A 15,954-nucleotide genomic window follows, 5' to 3' on the forward strand; every position below is an offset into this window, starting at 1 on the left:
CATGCTCCAGTACTTCGATCCTAAACAGCAAGAATATGACAAAGATTTTGGCACTCCGGCCTCCGTTTCTGAAAATCTGGTTACGCTGGAGATCGATGGAGTCTCCATCACCGTGCCCGAAGGTACCTCAGTGATGCGGGCTGCAGCACTGGCGGATATCAATATTCCGAAACTCTGTGCCTCTGATAACCTCGAAGCCTTTGGTTCTTGCCGCATCTGTGCAGTGGAGATCGAAGGTCGTCGTGGAACTCCGGCTTCCTGTACCACTCCTGCCGAAACAGGCATGAAGGTCACTACCCAGAATAAGCGCCTGGGTAAACTGCGCCGCAATATTATGGAGCTGTATATCTCCGACCACCCGCTGGACTGCCTTACCTGCCCAGCCAACGGCAACTGTGAACTACAGGATGTTGCCGGTGAAGTGGGCCTGCGTGAAGTGCGTTACGGTTTCTCGGGCGATAATCACTTACAGGCTGAGAAAGACCACTCCAACCCCTATTTCAGTTTTGATCCGAGTAAATGTATCGTCTGTTCCCGCTGCGTGCGCGCCTGCAGTGAAGTTCAGGGAACCTTTGCCCTGACCATCGATGGCCGCGGTTTTGACTCAAAGGTCTCCCCCGGGCAGAGTGAGACATTTCTCGATTCCGAGTGCGTCTCTTGTGGCGCCTGTGTTCAGGCCTGCCCCACCTCAACACTGATGGAAAAATCAGTTATTCAAGCTGGCCAGCCGGAACACAGCATCGTCACCACCTGCGCCTATTGCGGCGTTGGCTGCCAGTTCAAAGCAGAGATGAAAGGTTCTGAAGTGATTCGGATGATGCCCTATAAAGGCGGTCAGGCCAATCATGGACACTCCTGCGTCAAAGGCCGTTTCGCCTTCGGTTACGCGACCCATGAAGACCGTATTACCAAACCGATGATTCGTGACTCGATCGACCAGCCCTGGCAGGAGGTCAGCTGGGATGAAGCGCTAAACTTCGCCGCCACTAAACTTCGCGGCATTCAGGAAAAATATGGCCGCGATAGTATCGGTGGTATCACCTCATCCCGCTGTACCAACGAAGAAACTTATCTGGTACAGAAGCTGATCCGCGCCGCCTTTGGTAACAATAATACCGATACCTGTGCCCGGGTATGTCACTCCCCCACCGGTTATGGCCTGAAAACCACACTCGGCGAGTCCGCTGGCACCCAGACTTTTGATTCAGTGATGCACGCAGATGCCATTATGGTGATCGGCGCTAATCCGACCGATGCTCACCCGGTATTTGGCTCGCTGTTGAAAAAGCGTCTGCGCCAGGGCGCCAAACTGATTGTCGCCGACCCGCGCCGTATCGACCTGGTGAAAACACCCCATGTCGAAACCCATCATCACCTGAGCCTGCGACCGGGCAGCAACGTAGCCTTTGTTAATGCAATGGCTCACGTCATTATCAGTGAAGGCCTGGAAGATAAAGCCTTCATTGCAGAACGTTGTGAAACCGAAGCATTCCTGGCATGGCGCAGTTTTATCAGCGAGGAACGCCATTCACCCGAAAACACCGAATCAATTACCGGAATTCCTGCTGCAGAACTGCGCAGCGCTGCGCGTATCTATGCTACTGCAAAAAATGCAGCGATCTACTATGGACTTGGCGTGACCGAACATAGCCAGGGCTCCAGCATGGTCATGGGTATCGCCAACCTGGCACTCGCCACCGGCAATATCGGCCGCGAGGGTGTCGGAGTTAACCCGCTGAGGGGGCAGAATAACGTTCAGGGTTCTTGCGATATGGGTTCCTTCCCCCATGAGCTGCCCGGTTATCAGCATGTGTCTGACGACATTGTTCGAGCACGTTTTGAGTCTGCCTGGGGCGTCAAACTGGATAATGAACCAGGTCTGCGTATTCCCAATATGTTCGATGCTGCTCTTGATGGCACCTATAAAGGGATGTATTGCCAGGGTGAAGATATCGCCCAGTCAGACCCCAACACCAACCATGTCCACGCAGCTATGCGCTCTCTGGAATGTCTGGTAGTACAGGACATCTTCCTCAATGAGACCGCTAAGTTTGCCCACGTTTTCCTGCCGGGTTCATCCTTCCTCGAAAAAGATGGCACCTTCACCAATGCCGAACGCCGCATCAACCGGGTACGCAAGGTGATGCCACCGCTGGCCGGAAAACAGGACTGGGAAGTAACCCAGGCACTGTCCAACGCGCTGGGATATCCGATGAACTATAACCATCCATCGGAGATCATGGATGAGATCGCGCAACTGACACCAACGTTTACTAACGTCAGCTACCAGCGCCTAGAACAACTCGGCAGTATCCAGTGGCCCTGTAACGAAGCAGCACCCGAGGGTACACCAATCATGCACCTGCAAAGTTTCCCTATCGGTAAAGGCCACTTCGCCATCACCGAGTATGTTGCTACGGAAGAACGCTCTACCCGCAAATATCCATTGCTGTTAACCACTGGCCGCACCCTGTCACAATACAATGTCGGCGCTCAGACCCGCCGTACAGACAATCAGGTGTGGCATGATGATGATCTGCTTGAACTGCATCCACAGGATGCCGAAGACCGGGGCATTAAGGATGGAGACTGGGTAGGTATCACCAGCCGTGCCGGTGAAACGGTGATGCTGGCGAAGATTTCTGACCGGATGCAACCGGGAGTGGTCTACACCACCTTCCACCATCCCCACAGCGGGGCCAACGTGGTAACCACCGACAACTCTGACTGGGCTACCAACTGCCCTGAGTATAAGGTGACCGCCGTGCAGGCCGTTAAAGTAACAGAGCCATCGGACTGGCAGCAACGCTATCATGAGTTCCATCAGCAACAGATGATACATCTGAATACAGCCCGCCAGGAAGCGGGCAGCGGTAAACCCAAGGTCACCGGTGAGTAGAATGGCCTGCAAAAAACCGATAAAGATAGAGTCCTGTGCTGAGGATGCAATGAGCGCAGATAACTGCTATCACCAGTCAGTGGTCAGCCGCTGGCATAAGGGACAGACCCTGGATGCGCTGGACAGCATCGCCGAAGAGATACCGGTCGCCATGGTCTATAACGGTATATCCCATGCGGTGATGATGGCCAGTCCTTGTGATCTGGAAGACTTCGCCCTGGGATTCAGCCTGAGCGAGGGGATTATCCAGAAACCGCAAGAGATCTACGGCATAGACCTGATGATGGCGGATACGGAGAGTCTTGCAGCGGGTATCGAAATACAGATATCGATCACCACCCAGCGTTCCATGCAATTGAAACAACGCCGCCGCAACCTAACGGGGCGAACCGGTTGTGGTCTCTGTGGCGCTGAGTCCCTGCAACAGGCTATCCGTCCTGTTCGGGCCGTTGCACCCAGGCCTTCCGCCCCGCCTGAGGCCATTGAGAATGCGATTCGTCAGCTAACTGAAAACCAACCGCTGCAGTCAATCACCGGGGCTTGTCACGGCGCCGCCTGGTGTGACCGCAGCGGTAATATTCTGCTATTAAAAGAAGATGTAGGACGTCATAACGCACTGGATAAACTACTGGGTGCCTTGCAACGCTTACAGATTAACCTGGCCGGAGGATTCGTTCTGGTCTCCAGCCGTGCCAGCTACGAAATGGTGCATAAAGCGGCCAGTAGCGGCATCAGCACACTGGTCGCTGTATCAGCCCCCACCCACCTTGCGCTGAATCTGGCAAAACAGGCAGGGCTCAACCTTATCGGCTTTGCCCGACCAGGCAGACATGTTATATACAATCAATCAGGACTATCCCCAACCAAGGATAACGAGGATTAACCAATGGGAAACCACCAGCTCACCAGCCTGATCAGAATGGCCAACCAGATCGCCGCCAACAACACCCATATCGGCGATGAAACAGCAGAAGCAGAGATGGTCGCAAATCATCTGACTAAATTCTGGGCGCGTTCTATGAAGGAGCAGATTTCTGAGTATTTAAACCAGGGAGGAGACGAGCTCAGCCCCATCGCCAGGAAAGCTATCGGGATGATGGGCCGCTAGAACGTCGCTTCGCGGAGAGAGGCAGTTGCTAGAACGTCGCTTTGCGGAGAGAAGCTGTTGCTAGAACGTCGCTTCGCGACTTGCTAGTTGTTAGAAAAAGCAAAAGGAGCCTGATGGCTCCTTTAATACATTGATTACCTACGCGCACCTGACAAGTGTAGGAGCGGCATTAGCATGCCCTCTAGGTGTTTGCCACGATACTTTTCGCTATTAACGAAAAATATTTATCAGAACTGATCCTGATCGAAGGCGGCAGCCTTACCATCATTCACCAGAAACTCCCGACGCTGCAGATAGGCATCACGCATTGCTGTATAACGATCACCTGTCAAAAGCTCTTCTGCGGCCAACAAACTGGCCCGGGTGTCAATAATACGCAATCCATAAAGCTGATTACGGGTACGAATCGAATCAACCTCACCTACCGGATCAACCATTGAATCAGGTATACGACCGATACCGTCACGAATATTGGACGGACCTAACAGCGGCAGGACTAAATAAGGACCAGTATCAACGCCCCAATACCCCAGCGTCTGACCAAAATCTTCATTATGCTGTGGCAACCCCATTGGCGTTGCAATATCAATAATGCCACCTAAGCCCACAGTAGAATTAAATAATACCCGTCCAAGATCCTGACCCGCTGCATTACCTTTCAACTGCAGCAGATTATTTAGCATACTGCCAATATCTGAGAGATTACCGAAAAAATTGCTCACCCCGGTTTCAACAATATCAGGAGTGATCGCTTTATAACCCTGTGCAGCAGGCTTTAGCGCATATCGATCAAGGGTGTCATTAAAGCTGAACATAGCGCGGTTAAACCCCTCCCACGGATCAACATTAACCGGCTCTTCAGCAAAAGCAAACATTGGAGTGAGCAGAAGTAAAGTGGAAACAAATAAGTGTCTAAAAACGTGCATATTCAGGACCCTGAAAACTGTATATCTATAAACCGTATTGTGCACCACAACAAAACAGATTGCGAATCAGAAATAATGCGAAAAAGCAGAGAATAAAATCAACCAGGAATAAAGGATACTATCTGAGCAGAAATAAAACACAGACAAACAAAAAGGGCCCCGAAGGACCCTTTTCTGAAATCTAATCTTAAGAAAGATTAGAACTTAACAGTGTAACCTAGAGAAACAGTCTGACCGTCAGATGGCAGGCCAGTGAACACTTTTTCCACTGCAGCATTTGCTGGAACAGACAGAGTGTTAGTCAGGTCATTGTCGTAGTCAACATTAACCAGTTCGAAGTCCAGAGCAGCTTGAGCGCCCAGTGCATATGTAGCAAACAGACCCCACTGATCTACTTCACCAGCACCGTCCAGGTCGCCATTGTGGTAGTTAGCACCCAGAGTCAGATCACCAATTTTCTGATCAGCACGGATACCGTATACTTTGTATTCCAGACCTGAATTGTCCAGCTCTTTCTTCAGGTACATTACGCCAACAGTAGTCATGTCGATAGAGTACTGAGCACCCAGAGAGTATTCAGACAGTTTTTCCTGAACACCGATAAGATCCTGAATGTACTTATCTTCGAAAGTCCAGTAGCTAGCAGCAACTGTCAGACCTGCAGCAGAGAAGCTACCGCCGATCAGTTTACCATCGATGTTGTCACCGTCTTCAGTACCGGAAGTACCCAGAGAAGCAGGTGTTTGACCATCCATTACAACAGCTGCATAACCTGTGAAACCACCCATGTTAGGAGTTACATAAGCCAGTGCAGAACCCAGGTGATCAGGGTTTTGGTCAGAAACAGTAGTTGCTTCAGAGTTATTGCCAGTAAAACCGATAATCTGCTCAGCTGGGTTAGCGATACGACCTACCAGAGTAGTACCCCAGTCGCCAGTTGCACCAACGTATGCCTTACGAACTACAGCATTGGTGTTACCAGTGTCATTTGCAGCAGTATTTTGACCACGCAGATCTGGATCTACTTCCAGTTCCAGATTGAACAGAGCCTTAGAACCACCAGCGATATCAGAATCACCTTTAACACCAACACGGAAGTCATCAGACTGAATTTCCATGTCGCCATTTTCAGGGTTAACAAGACGCATTTCGAACTTGCCGTACAGAGTAGCATCTGCTTGAGCAACCATTGGAGCAGTCAGAGCACCAGCAACAGCCAGAGCGATAATTGACTTTTTCATTAACATTTCCCCTTCAATATTTAACGTACTAGTAGTTAAACTTTATTATTTCTTACTGCCTTGCGTCATCAACTACGCTCAGCTAACAAGAAAATACTATAATTCAGAAATATTTCAATGCTGTGAAAGAAATAATTTCTGAAAGATTATATCTATACAGGACTGACTAACAAAACAGCCCTAACTATTTTTCGGCGATCCGGCTACTAACATTTGTTTTAACCGACTCAACCTGCTCATTATAGGCTATAAACTGTTTAAAACCGAAGTTTCATAGCCGCTTTTAAATAAATTTGACGCATTACAGCATAGCTATCCGGTGTTCGCAACCATTTGTTCTGGTTTTTTAAGTAGTTAAGGCCTTTCTCTCCTGGTTCTGTTCGCAATAACTGACTCAGATCAAAAACCATATGCAGATTACGGGCTACAACCCCATAAACCACTCAGAAAATCTATCGTTCTATCTGCTGCCATAGCTGTTTCAGGCGCTTCTCGGAAACCGTCGTTCGCGTTCCCAACTGCTGAGCAAACAACGATATGCGATACTCTTCCAGCATCCAGCGATATTCATTCAATGCATCACTGTAACGATTATGCTTATTATCCAGCTCCAGCTGGTCCCTGTATTGTCGCACTAACTGTTGCAACTGTTCACTCAGCAGTCGCTGACGAGGCAGCTCTCGCTGATATTTTTCCAGCCGCAACTCGATGCCTTTAAGATATCTCGGGTACTCCTGTAGCTGCAGACCAGGCACCTCAAGCATAAAATCTTTATAGACCAATGCTTCCAACTGCTGACGGATATCGTTGAGGATGGTAACGGCCTGAAGATTAACCGAACCTGAAAGCTGTTTCTGTATGCCGTGATACTGCTTAGCAATATCCTCCAGCAACAGCGCCCGCTGCTCTGCCTGCTGACAGTACTCACTGCGATAACGGTTTAACCGATCAGTGAATACTTTTTCTGATCGAATCGTTTCATCTTCACTCAGGAAGGTTGTCACCGCTGCACTGAACAAGCATTGCTCATGCAGCTGATTACGATTTTGGACTTTAGCCAGTAGCATAGCCGTTTGCTGAAATCCCGGCAGCCGGTTTTTCACAAAGCGTACCTGCTCATTCAGTTGCAACATAAACAGGCGTGCCAGCCCCAGACGGTTCTGTCTGGCTGCCATCGCCCGGTCTTCAAATACTTTCAGCTCTACGCTGTCACCACAATCCTGCAATCCCGGATAAACTTCGAGCTCAAGGCCTCCGGCTTGTTTCAGCTTAATCTGCTCAGGCAGGTCGCCAAAGTCCCAACGGGTTATCCCTTTTCGCCCCCAGCTTGCAGATGGTCCTTTGGTTAATTCCTGCCGAGCCTGTTTTCCAAACCCCTGCTGCAAGGCAGCAAGCTCACGCCCCTCGGCAACAACTTTACCCTTTTCAGCCATCAGGCGGATATTCACCCGATAGTGCTCATCAATATCAACCGCATCCAGATCTTCACGGCTGATGAGCACACCAGTCATCCGTTTCAGGTGCAGTGCCAGCGCTTCATTCAATGACCCCTGAGCAAACACCGCTGCTTCAACAAAGGCATCCACATAATCAGGAATCGGCACGAAATTTTTGCGTAGTGCTTTAGGTAACCCTTTTAGCAGGGCGATACATTTCTCTCGGAGCATCCCCGGAACAAGCCATTCCAGACGTTCTTCCGGTATCTGGTTCAGTAGCACCAACGGAGTTTCGAGCGTAACACCATCATCTTTCGCGCCCGGTTCGAAGTGATAACTAAGTTTAAGCTTTGCACCATTGAGCCCTAGCTGCTCGGGATAACTGCTCCGGGTGACATGATCGGCCGAACGCTGCAGCAGGTCCTCCTCCTGCATAAACAGTGCCTGTGGATTCTGCAGCTCGACCTCTTTACGCCACTGTTCAAAGCCTGCGCCGTTAACAACGGCACCACCATTATGCTGCTCCAGCCTGGAAGCATAAAACTCAGCCAGGGTATCTTCATCTACCAGCAGGTCGCGCCGCCGGGTCTTCGCTTCCAGATCTTCAATGGAATCCAGCAGGTTACGGTTGTGACTGAAAAATTTACCCGGGGTGGAAAACTGCCCTTCCACAAGGGCGCTGCGAATAAAAATCTGCTGACTGACTTTGGGGTCAATCCGGCCGTAATGCACCGTTCGCCCCGGCACAATAATCAAGCCGTAGAGGGTTACCTGCTCCTGCGCTACCACCTGCGCCTTTTTCTTTTCCCAGTGAGGTTCGAGATAACTGCGTTTTACCAGATGCCCGGCCATCGACTCGGCCCAGAGGGGGTCGATGCGAGCGATCATGCGCGCATACAACCGACTGGTTTCGACCAGCTCTGCCGCCATGATCCATTTAGGGGCTTTCTTATACAGCATAGATCCAGGAAAGATACTAAAGCGACGATTACGGGCACCCAGATATTCTTTATTTTCCTGTTTAATGCCCATATTACCGAGCAAACCGGCCAGCAGAGACTTATGCAGTGAGTCATAACTTGCCGGTTGGACGTTTTCTTTATACTCCAGATTGCGGCAGATAAGATGCAGCTGGCGATGCACATCACGCCACTCGCGCATGCGTAGATAGGAAAGAAACTGTTTCTGACAGTATTTACGTAACTGATTCTGGGTCAGCTCCTGCCGCTGCTCTTCATAGAGATTCCAAAGATTAACCAGCGTAACAAAGTCTGACTCTTCATCGGCATATTCGCGATGTTTCTGATCCGCCGCTTGCTGTTTATCCATCGGCCGTTCACGAGGGTCCTGAACACTCAGAGCGCTGGCAATAATAATCATCTCTTTAAGGCAGTTATTTTCTGCCGCAGCCAGCAGCATCCGGCCAATCTTGGGATCAACGGGTAAGCGGCTCAGCTGCCGCCCCAGTTTTGTCAGGTTGCGCTTATCATCAACTGCTCCCAACTCCTGCAACAGATTAAAACCATCGCTGATGAAACGGGAGTCTGGCGGATCGATAAACGGAAACTGGTCAATCGCGCCAAGCCGCAAATTAAGCATCTGCAAGATAACAGCCGCCAGATTCGTGCGACGAATCTCGGCATCGGTAAACTCAGGGCGAGCGTTAAAGTCCTCTTCGGAATAGAGACGGATACAGATACCCTCAGCCACCCGTCCGCAGCGCCCTTTACGCTGATTAGCGCTGGCCTGAGATATCGGTTCGACTGGCAGACGCTGCACCTTAGAACGGTAGCTGTAACGGCTAATTCGCGCCAGACCCGGATCGATAACGTAGCGTATCCCCGGAACCGTAAGCGAGGTTTCCGCCACGTTGGTAGATAGAACTATTCGACGCCCCGCGCCACGCACAGAGGCGAAAATTTTATTTTGCTCAGCAACACTGAGACGGGCATACAGCGGCATCACTTCGATATGTTTCAGACGTCCCAGCTGTGATGCTTTTCGCAGATACTCTGCGGCCTCTCTAATCTCGCGCTCACCACTGAGAAACACCAGAATATCACCAGTTCCGGTAATCCCTTTCTTGCGCTCCAGCCGAATAAGCTCTTCGGCGGCACAGACAATGCCTTCAGGGATGCTCTTTTCGCTGTCGTCATCCATCTCCTCTAACGGACGATAGTGCAGTTCAACCGGAAAAGTCCGTCCGGATACTTCGATTACCGGCGCATTATTGAAGTGTTGTGAAAAGCGTTCCAGGTCGATGGTCGCAGAGGTGATAATCACTTTCAGATCCGGACGCTTTGGCAGAATCCGGTGCAGATAGCCCAGCAGGAAGTCTATATTCAGGCTGCGCTCGTGGGCCTCATCAATAATCAGCACTTCGTAGCGGTTCAGATACAGATCGTTCTGGGTTTCAGCCAGCAGAATTCCATCAGTCATCAGTTTGACCATGGTATTATCCGCAACCTGCTCGGTGAATCGCACCTGGTAGCCGACGGTATTGCCCAGCGAGGTTTGCAACTCTTCGGCTATGCGGTTAGCAACCGTTCTGGCAGCGAGCCTGCGGGGTTGAGTATGACCAATCAGACCGACCCGTCCCAGTCCCAGCTCCAGACATATCTTCGGTATCTGAGTGGTTTTACCCGAGCCGGTTTCACCAGCAATCACCACCACCTGATGTTCACAGATCGCTTTGGCAATCTCCTCCCGACGGGCACTGACCGGCAGATCCGGATAGCTTATAGGCTGACTATACAGCCGTCTGGCTACCCGCTCTTCAGAACGCAGCAGAAGCGACTCTACCTCATCCTGTAACCGATCTGAGGGTTTGCGCTCTTTCAGGCGTCGTTGCAATAGCTGGATTTTTTTCCGTATGGAAAACCGGTCGGCAATCAGACAGTTATCCAGCCGGCCATAGAGTTGCTTAATAGTGGCAGTCAAAGTGGAGTTTTCAGTTTTAAAAGATAGTTTAAATCAGGCGTGGCCAAAGCACCGGCTGAGGGGCTGTTGCACACCTTCACGAAACACAATCAGCTCACCGGTCTGCAGCTTACGCCAATGTTCATTTTTAGTCAGCGGCTCAGTGGTGATCACCGTTACTATATCGTTGGGTGTAGTCTGCTTGCAAAAATCAACCGTCAGCTCTTCATCGGTAAGTCTGGCCCGACCAAACGGTGCCCGCCGGGTAATCCAAGATAACTTGGTAGAGCAGTATGCTAACAGATATTCTGATTCGGTGATTAACATATTGAACACACCCAACTCCCGTAGCTGATCACAGCAACAGTGGATCAGTTCAATCACCTCGGAGAAGTTATCAGGCCGCTGGGGGAACCGTTCCCTCACCTGCCCAAGCATCCAACAGAAGGCATATTCGCTGTCAGTGGTGCCGATTGGGCGATAGTAATTTAGCGGCAGATCAAACAGTCGGGGGTCCAACTGGCCATTATGGGCAAAAGTCCAGCAATACCCCCAGAGCTCCCGGGTAAACGGATGGGTGTTTTCCAGACAGATACTACCAACGTTCGCCTGACGTATATGACTGATAACCGTTTTACTTTTAATCGGGTGGTTTTTTATCAGCCGGGCTATTTCCGATTGGCAACTAGGGGCAGGATCATGAAAAATCTGCAAACCCTTGCCCACATAGAAGGCAATTCCCCAACCATCTTTATGAGGCCCGGTCTCACCGCCACGCTGCATCAGTCCGCTAAAGCTGAAACAGATATCGGTCGGAACATTGGCGCTCATGCCAAGCAGCTCACACATGGCTTATGCAGATTCCTTTGCCGCTTTAATCGTTACTTTGTCTGGCAAAGAGTCGATCGCATCAATACCCGATTCAATCTGTGGTGCATGCTCCAACACCCCCACCTCTTTCATACGCCGTTCACCGATGAAATTACCTTCCGGGTGAATTGCCATAATTTTACTGATAACAGTTGCCACAACTTTGCCACCACGATCAATCTCAAGCTGGTCGCAGACAACTTCGCCTTCAAGCAAACCACATACGGTAATCTGATTCGCTTTCACCACACCATGTACATGACCACTTTTACCAATCGAGATATTATCCAGCGAAGAGATATTACCCTCAAATGTACCGTCAATATGCATCCGGCCGATGATACTCATATCACCACTGAACTTATTGCCTTCAGCAATAATGGTTATTGCTGAGCCGTTTGCAGCGCCTGATTTAGCGGGTACATTTTTTGTAAAGAAGCCCATTTTACATCTTTTACTTCTGAAAACAGTGAATCGAAATTGCTTATATTCCACGCCACAAAGGGCGCCGGATCAACGGGTCTGAACAGGTAGCGAACTTCATAATGCAGATGCGGACCGGTAGAGATACCGGAGTTCCCGCTCAGACCGATCAGTTGCCCTTTGCTGACAAACGTTCCGCTGCTCACTTTTACATCACTCAGATGCGCATAGTAAGTTTTAAACCCCAGCGCGTGTTGCAATATGACCAGTTTACCAAAACCACTGGCTTTATGGTTGCCGGCATATTCCACAGCACCATCAGCGGTCGCGTAGACCGGTGTTCCAATGTCTGCTTTAAAGTCGATACCGTTGTGCATAACCCGTTTCTTATGGATCGGATGCATCCGCATACCAAAACCATCAGTAATCCGGATGCCCTGTGTGGGCTCTCCATTGGGCAGAACACTGAGAAAAAACAGCCGCTGATTGGTCATCACCGTCAGTGCACCCGCACGGTCAGACGTCATCTCATCAGACGGAGGCAGGCCCAGCAGATCTTCAAGGCCATACAGACTGGCATCCAGGGTTTCATTCAACTCGCCAATGCGGAGGTTTTCTTCCTGTAACTGATCGCGTTCGACTTTCAGGTCTTGCAGTGTAGTAGAGAGCTGATCAAGCTGCCCCTTCTGCAACTCAGTTGTACCCAGGGTCATCTCATACTGGCTGGCAAGAGAGTCGATCCCCTGTTCCAGGTTATCAAGCTCGTCAGATGTTTTTACCAACAACAGGTTAGAGATAAAGAAACTACAAACCGACATCAGCAAAAACAGGGCGAGCAGATATCTGGCCAGCTGGCCTAGCGTATACTGCCGTGATCCCTGAGCAGTTGTTAATGTAATAACCAGTTTTTTACGCAGCATGACCGGTAAACCAAAAAATCACGAGAATAAACATCGGGGGAATATACCTTCATTGAGGCAAAAAGTCATAAAAACGACATCAAAAACACACCATTTTATGACCTTGCACAGTCATTGCGATACTGGATTTCAGCTCTCTCCCTTTTTATCTCCCCCAACAGCAGGGGCTGCAGCGATAATGCGGTCCGCAAGGCGGGAGAACGGCAGACTCTGAACCCAGACAGTCCCTGTTCCCGAGAGTGTCGTCAGCCACAGACCTTCGCCACCAAGGAACATCGATTTAAGCCCTTTGACCATCTCAATGTCATACTCAATGCCTTGACCGAAACCCACCAGGCAACCGGTATCGATGCGTAATGTTTCGTTATTCAGCTCTTTTCTCACGACGGTACCACCGGCCTGAATAAAAGCCATTCCGTCGCCTTCCAGCTTCTGCAGAATAAAACCTTCGCCACCGAAAAATCCCGCGCCAAGCTTACGGGAAAACGCAACCGATAAACGGGTACCCAGGGCAGCACAGAGAAAGGCATCTTTCTGGCAATACAATCGTTCTCCGATCTGGGACATGTCGATCGGCACGACCATACCGGGATAGGGTGCGGCAAAAGCCACTTTACGCTTCTGTCCGCCATTATTGGAAAAATGGGTCATAAACAGTGATTCACCGGTAATCATCCGTTTACCCGCAGAAAATAGTTTTGATAACATCCCCTGCTCAGGGTCGGCACCATCCCCCATCTTGGTTTCAAAACCGATATCCTGCTCCATGTAGTTCATGGATCCCGCTTCAGCGATCACCGTCTCACCCGGATCGAGCTCCACCTCCAGCATCGGCATCGAGTTTCCGATAATTTCATAATCTACTGTGTGACACTTCATAGTACTCTCCATAACAGTTCTTCATAATAGCCATTCATAACAGCTACCCACCCCACTGTTTCATCAGCGGTAGCAACAGCGCCAGCGTAATCAAAGACACTAGGGTGGTCACCAAAATCGTTGCCGAAGTCAGTGCTACCCGGGTGTTATATTGTTGCGCCAGAACAAACACCATTGCCCCGGTTGGCAAAGCTGCCAAAACCACAGCGCTTGCACCCCAAAACGGTTCCAAGTTAAACAGCACAGCGAAACCAAAGGTTGCCAGCGGGTGCAGCACCAGCTTGACTAAGGTCAGCCAGATTAACTCAAAATTCCCGCTCCGAACCTCCAGCCCACTCAGTGAGATCCCCAGTGCAAACAGCGCAACCGGAGCAGCAGACGGTGCCAGCATCTGCATCGGCGTTAAAATCATTGGCGGAAGTGTTACGCCACTGACCGATACCAGCATCCCCAGCAGCGGTGCCATCATTACCGGATTTTTAAGCACCCCCTGCAACAGCAACATTTTCAGTTTCGCCAGTACCCGACCCTCGCTATTCTGTAACTCTGACATCAGCGCCATCATCAGGATAAAGAGAAGATTACTAGACAGCGTCGCGATGATCACCGGCAACGCCCCTCGCTCACCAAAAATAAAGTAGAAGATCGGTATCCCCATATAGACGGTGTTGGCCCAGGCGGAGTTAAGGGCAATCACCGTCCAGTCGAGGGGAGACGACAGCTGCATCTTTCGCCAGCCGAACAACGCGATGATAATCGCCACAACAGAACCGCCCAAATAAACGGCGATGAAGTTCCATTGCAGCACTGACTCAATATCGACGGTAGCAGTTGAGGTAAACATCAGCGCAGGCACTGCAATGTAGTAGACAAACCGGTTCAGAGCGGCGGCGCCGGACTCTTCCATCAAGCCGCTAAGGCGGCATAAACCGCCCAGCACCATGAGGATAAATACAGGTATTACAATATCAAAAAGCAACTGCATCGTTCTTTCTCAGAAAATGAATAAATAAGCGAATTTGTTATCAATGTTTCACTAATTGGCTAGAGCCTTTCTCGCCTACCGGTGATAAGTTATCTCACCTGACTGCACCACATTTAAAATAATAATAACAAGAACAAACAGTTAATATATAGGACTCAACGATGAGCAAAAGAGAAGTAGTCATACTAAGCGGCGTACGTACCGCCATTGGTGGTTTTGGTGGCAGCCTCAAGTCTCAGACACCCTGTGACCTCGCCAGCGCCTGTGTCAGCGAAGCGGTCACCCGCTCCGGTGCTGCACCTGAAGATTTCGGCCACAGTGTCTTTGGTAACGTGATCCACACTGAGCGCCGCGATATGTATCTTGGCCGGGTTGCCGCCATCAACGGCGGTCTGCCAGTTGAAACCCCAGCGGTAACGATGAACCGTCTGTGCGGTAGCGGTCTGCAGGCAATCATCTCAGCGACACAACAGATTGAACTGGGCGTCTGCGATGCAGCGGTAGCTGGTGGTGCAGAAGTGATGAGCCAGTCGCAATACTGGATGCCAACTGCACGCTTTGGCCAGCGGATGGGGGATGCGGCAATCGTCGATGCGATGGTGGGTGCTCTGACCTGTCCGTTTGATAACACCCATATGGGTATTACCGCGGAAAATATCGCCGAAAAGTGGCAAATCAGCCGTGAAGATCAGGATGCTCTGGCGGTGATGAGCCATAACAACGCTGAACGCGCCATCACCGAGGGCCGGTTTAAAGAGCAGATCGTTCCTATTGAGCTGAAGTCACGCAAGGGCGTTACCCTGTTCGAGACCGATGAGCACCTCCGTTATGGCTGTACCATCGATGATATGGCAAAATTGCGACCGGCGTTTAAGAAAGACGGTAGCGTCACCGCCGGTAACGCTTCCGGCCTTAACGATGCCGCTGCCGCTGTCACCCTGATGGCCGCGGAAACGGCTCAGGCAAAAGGTTTACAACCGATGGCCCGGCTGGTCGGGTACAGCTTTGCCGGGGTTGAACCTAAATATATGGGCATCGGTCCAGTTCCGGCCGTCCGTAAACTGCTGGCCGATAATGAGCTGTCCACAACTGATATCGACGTATGGGAGGTCAACGAAGCGTTTGCAGCTCAGGCGCTGGCGGTTTGTCGTGATCTTGAATTGCCACTGGAAAAGGTAAATATCAACGGTAGTGGTATCTCTCTGGGCCACCCGATCGGCGCAACAGGTGCCATCATTACCGTAAAAGCACTATATGAACTAAAACGCAGTGGCGGTCGCTACGCCGTAGTCACCATGTGTATCGGTGGCGGACAGGGTATTGCCGCTCTGCTTGAAAGTATCTGAAA

The 15,954-nt window shown here is 50.5% G+C and carries 12 protein-coding genes; 4 read left to right on the forward strand and 8 right to left on the reverse strand.

From position 1 onward, the window contains the following. Position 1: 1 nt before the first annotated feature. The 3 genes from fdhF to ACQY8X_RS07040 are packed head-to-tail and all read left to right on the forward strand — an operon-like array spanning position 2 to position 4,007. Positions 2 to 2,899, forward strand: coding sequence for a formate dehydrogenase subunit alpha (gene fdhF, locus ACQY8X_RS07030; RefSeq protein WP_428034436.1), 2,898 nt, complete (start codon positions 2 to 4; stop codon positions 2,897 to 2,899). A gap of 49 nt (positions 2,900 to 2,948) precedes the next feature. Continuing rightward, the gene (gene fdhD, locus ACQY8X_RS07035) at positions 2,949 to 3,782 is read left to right on the forward strand and encodes a formate dehydrogenase accessory sulfurtransferase FdhD (protein ID WP_428034437.1); all 834 of its coding nucleotides are present in this window, start codon (positions 2,949 to 2,951) and stop codon (positions 3,780 to 3,782) included. Between the two features lie 3 nt (positions 3,783 to 3,785). Further along, a complete protein-coding gene (locus tag ACQY8X_RS07040) occupies positions 3,786 to 4,007 on the forward strand; it encodes a formate dehydrogenase subunit delta (RefSeq protein WP_428034438.1) in 222 nt (73 codons plus the stop codon). A 227-nt stretch (positions 4,008 to 4,234) separates the two neighbouring features. Here the strand turns inward: ACQY8X_RS07040 and ACQY8X_RS07045 are convergent, their stop codons facing one another. The 8 genes from ACQY8X_RS07045 to ACQY8X_RS07080 form a co-directional block, all read right to left on the reverse strand. Beyond that, complete coding sequence (locus tag ACQY8X_RS07045; protein ID WP_428034439.1) at positions 4,235 to 4,933, reverse strand: MlaA family lipoprotein; 699 nt, start codon at positions 4,931 to 4,933, stop codon at positions 4,235 to 4,237. 197 nt (positions 4,934 to 5,130) lie between these two features. Next, entirely contained in the window at positions 5,131 to 6,174 is a 1,044-nt protein-coding gene (locus ACQY8X_RS07050; RefSeq protein WP_428034440.1) for a porin, read from the reverse strand. Positions 6,175 to 6,626: 452 nt separating this feature from the next. Next, positions 6,627 to 10,550, reverse strand: a complete 3,924-nt coding sequence (gene hrpA, locus ACQY8X_RS07055; protein ID WP_428034441.1) for an ATP-dependent RNA helicase HrpA — start codon at positions 10,548 to 10,550, stop codon at positions 6,627 to 6,629. Between the two features lie 33 nt (positions 10,551 to 10,583). Continuing rightward, the gene (locus tag ACQY8X_RS07060) at positions 10,584 to 11,378 is read right to left on the reverse strand and encodes a class II glutamine amidotransferase (RefSeq protein ID WP_428034442.1); all 795 of its coding nucleotides are present in this window, start codon (positions 11,376 to 11,378) and stop codon (positions 10,584 to 10,586) included. Between the two features lie 3 nt (positions 11,379 to 11,381). Beyond that, positions 11,382 to 11,843 carry a bactofilin family protein gene (locus ACQY8X_RS07065; protein WP_428034443.1) on the reverse strand — a complete coding sequence of 154 codons (462 nt, stop codon included), beginning with the start codon at positions 11,841 to 11,843 and terminating at the stop codon, positions 11,382 to 11,384. Then, positions 11,783 to 12,742, reverse strand: a complete 960-nt coding sequence (locus tag ACQY8X_RS07070) for a M23 family metallopeptidase (RefSeq protein ID WP_428034444.1) — start codon at positions 12,740 to 12,742, stop codon at positions 11,783 to 11,785. Before ACQY8X_RS07070 ends, ACQY8X_RS07065 begins: the two co-directional genes overlap by 61 nt. A 129-nt stretch (positions 12,743 to 12,871) precedes the next feature. After that, positions 12,872 to 13,621 (reverse strand): TIGR00266 family protein, encoded by a 750-nt coding sequence (locus ACQY8X_RS07075; RefSeq protein WP_428034445.1) that lies wholly within the window; start codon positions 13,619 to 13,621, stop codon positions 12,872 to 12,874. 43 nt (positions 13,622 to 13,664) lie between these two features. Next, positions 13,665 to 14,606: an AEC family transporter gene (locus tag ACQY8X_RS07080; protein ID WP_428034446.1), complete on the reverse strand. Its 942-nt coding sequence runs from the start codon at positions 14,604 to 14,606 to the stop codon at positions 13,665 to 13,667. A gap of 161 nt (positions 14,607 to 14,767) precedes the next feature. Between ACQY8X_RS07080 and bktB the strand changes: the two genes are divergently transcribed. Beyond that, positions 14,768 to 15,952 carry a beta-ketothiolase BktB gene (gene bktB / locus ACQY8X_RS07085; protein ID WP_428034447.1) on the forward strand — a complete coding sequence of 395 codons (1,185 nt, stop codon included), beginning with the start codon at positions 14,768 to 14,770 and terminating at the stop codon, positions 15,950 to 15,952. Positions 15,953 to 15,954 lie beyond the last annotated feature (2 nt).

Origin of the sequence: Amphritea sp., from assembly GCF_050300915.1 — a bacterium.
Taxonomy (GTDB): domain Bacteria; phylum Pseudomonadota; class Gammaproteobacteria; order Pseudomonadales; family Balneatricaceae; genus Amphritea.